This is a genomic window from Streptomyces sp. SBT349, assembly GCF_001083795.1.
In the GTDB taxonomy this organism is placed as follows: domain Bacteria; phylum Actinomycetota; class Actinomycetes; order Streptomycetales; family Streptomycetaceae; genus Streptomyces.
In genome coordinates, this window is sequence record NZ_LAVK01000554.1 from 1 (window position 1) to 3,076 (window position 3,076).

1 protein-coding gene is annotated in these 3,076 nt (G+C 71.9%); it reads left to right on the forward strand.

Going from position 1 to position 3,076, the window contains the following annotated elements:
- The first annotated feature begins 258 nt into the window (after nucleotides 1-258).
- Nucleotides 259-2,895 carry a rifamycin-inactivating phosphotransferase gene (rph, locus tag ADY01_RS34490; RefSeq protein ID WP_049580724.1) on the forward strand — a complete coding sequence of 879 codons (2,637 nt, stop codon included), beginning with the start codon at nucleotides 259-261 and terminating at the stop codon, nucleotides 2,893-2,895.
- The last annotated feature ends 181 nt before the right edge of the window (nucleotides 2,896-3,076 follow it).

The following is a 3,076-nucleotide window of genomic DNA, read 5'->3' on the forward strand; positions in this document are numbered from 1 at the left end:
GGGTGAGGGTGGGGGCACGACAAAGGCAAGGAGAGCTCTCTCTCCTTGCCTCTCTCAACGTATAGCGCACGGGGGGGCTTGCGGCAAGCCCCGGGTCGTGGCGCAGAATCGTCGGCCGAGGCCACAACCTGCGGAAATGAGGCACGGCGTGCGTGTGCGGGTATCGACGTACGGGGGACGCGGTGACGTCGGAACAGGGGTGGGTGCGCAGCACCCGGGAAGGCGGAACGGCCGGCCGGACGCGTCGGAGGCGTCGCGATGACCGAGCGGTATGTGTGGGATCTCCAGGAGATCGACGAGACCCGGGGCGCGGTCGTGGGCGGCAAGGCGGCGCACCTGGGCGGGCTGTCGCGAATCGAGGGCATCCGCGTGCCGGGGGGCTTCTGCGTGACGACGGATGCCTTCCGGCGAATCATGGCGGAGGCGCCGTCGATCGATGATCGGCTCGATCAGCTGTCGCGCGTGGACCCGGACGACCGGGAGGCGATCCGCGCGCTCAGCGCGCGGATGCGCCGGACCATCGAGGGGATCGCCATCCCGGGCGATCTGGCGGCGGAGATCACCGGCGCGCTCGCCCGGTTCGGCGAGCGAGCCGCCTACGCCGTCCGCTCCAGCGCGACGGCGGAGGACCTGCCGACGGCCTCCTTCGCCGGCCAGCAGGACACCTACCTGAACGTCATGGGGCCGGCGGCGATCCTCACGCACATCAGCCGGTGCTGGGCCTCGCTGTTCACCGAGCGGGCCGTGATCTACCGCCGGCGCAACGGCATCGACCACCGCACCGTCCAGATGGCGGTGGTCGTGCAGCGGATGGTCTTCCCGCACGCGGCCGGCGTCCTGTTCACGGCCGACCCCGTCGGTGGCGACCGCACGGTCGCCACCGTGGACGCCGGCTTCGGCCTCGGCGAGGCCCTGGTCTCCGGCCTGGTGAACCCGGACGTCTTCACGGTGCGAGACGGCGAGGTCGTCGCCAGGGCGATCGCCGCCAAGCAGCGTGCCGTTCGGGCCCTGCCGGCCGGCGGCACGCGGGAGGTGGAGATCGATCCGCGGCGGCGGGAGCAGCCGTCGCTGACGGATGAGCAGGTCCTGCGGCTCGTGCGGCTCGGGCGGCGGATCGAGGCCCACTTCGGCCGCCCGCAGGACATCGAATGGTGCCTGGTCGACGACGACTTCCGAATCGTTCAGAGCCGGCCGATCACGACGCTGTTCCCCATCCCGGAGAGCGGCGACCAGGAAAACCACGTCTACGTCTCCGTCGGCCATGGGCAGATGATGACCGACCCCATGAAGCCCCTGGGGCTCTCCGTGTGGCGGCTGACGGCCATGGTGCCGATGCACGAGGCCGGCGGGAGGCTGTTCGTCGACGTCACCCGGCGCCTGGCCTCGCCTGCGAGCCGCACCGGCCTCCTGGACGCCCTGGGAAGAGGCGATCCGCTGATCAGGGACGCGCTGGAGACCGTCCTCGACCGCGGGGATTTCGTTCCGTCGCTCCCGGACGCGGATCCCCCTCCCGGCGGGCCACCGGCCGGCGGCGCGTCCGCCCCGATCGAGGCCGATCCGGCCATCGTCACCGAGCTGATCGAGCGCAGCCGGGCGTCCATCGCCGCCCTGGAGCGCGCCATCCGGACGAAGAGCGGACCGGCGCTGTTCGACTTCCTGCTGGGGGCCTTCGAGGAGCACAAGCGGGTCCTCGGTGATCCGCTGAGCCTTCAGGCGATCACGGCGGGGATGGAGGCCACGTGGTGGCTCAACGACACGCTGCGGGAGTGGCTGGGCGAGAAGAACGCGGCCGACACGCTCACGCTGTCCGCCCCCGACAACGTCACCTCGGAGATGGGACTGGCGCTGCTCGACGTCGCGGACGTGATCCGCCCGCTGCCCGAGGTGGTGGCGTTCCTGGAGGCCGGCGCCGGGAACGAGGGCGCCCGGAACGAGGGCGCCGGGAACGAGGACTTCCTGGACGAGCTGGCGAAGCTCCCGGGCGGGACCGCGGCGCGCGAGGCCGTCGAGACCTACCTCGACCGGTACGGCATGCGCTGCGTCGGCGAGATCGACATCACCAGGCCACGGTGGCGCGAGCGCCCCACCACGCTCGTGCCCCTGATCCTCGACAACGTCAGGAACTTCGGGCCGGGCGCCGCCGAGCGGCGCTTCGAGCAGGGGCGGCGGAAGGCGCGGGAGAAGGAACGGGACGTGCTGTCCCGCCTGCGGGCCCTGCCGGACGGGGACCGGAAAGCCGACGAGACCCGGCGGATGATCGACCGGGTCCGCACCTTCATCGGGTACCGGGAGTACCCGAAGTACGGCATCGTCAGCCGCTACTTCCTCTACAAGCGGGCCCTGCTGGAGGAGGCCGGACGCCTCGTGCAGGCCGACGTGCTGTCGCAGAGGGAGGACATCTACTACCTCACGTTCCAGGAACTCCACGACGTCGTGCGCTCGAACCGGGCGGATGACCGGCTCATCCAGCGGCGCAAGGACGCGTTCCGGTCCTACCACGCGCTCACGCCGCCCCGGGTCCTCACCTCGGACGGCGAGGCCCTCACCGGGGCGTACCGGCGCGACGACGTGCCGGCCGGCGCCCTGATCGGCCTGCCGGTCTCCGCCGGGACCGTCGAGGGAAGGGCCCGCGTCATCCTCGACATGGCGAAGGCCGGTCTCGAAGCGGGCGACATCCTGGTCACGGCTCACACGGACCCCAGCTGGTCGCCGCTGTTCGTCGGCATCGCGGGCCTGGTGACGGAGGTGGGCGGCCTGATGACCCACGGCGCGGTGATCGCCCGCGAGTACGGCCTGCCGGCCGTGGTGGGCGTGGAGGGGGCCACCCGGCTGATCCGGGACGGGCAGCGGATCCGCGTGCACGGAACCGACGGGTACGTCGAGCTCCTGCCCTGACCGACCCCACCGGGGTGGGGACGGCGCCAGCGCCCGTCCGGGGGTTCTCCCCATGGCCTTCTCCCCACCCCGTGAAGGAGGTTGGGGCGACACCGCCGATCGAAGGGGAAGCCATGGGGAACGGGGCACATGTGGGCCGTCGCGCGGTCTTGGGGATGGTCGCGGGTGCGGTGGGTGGCGT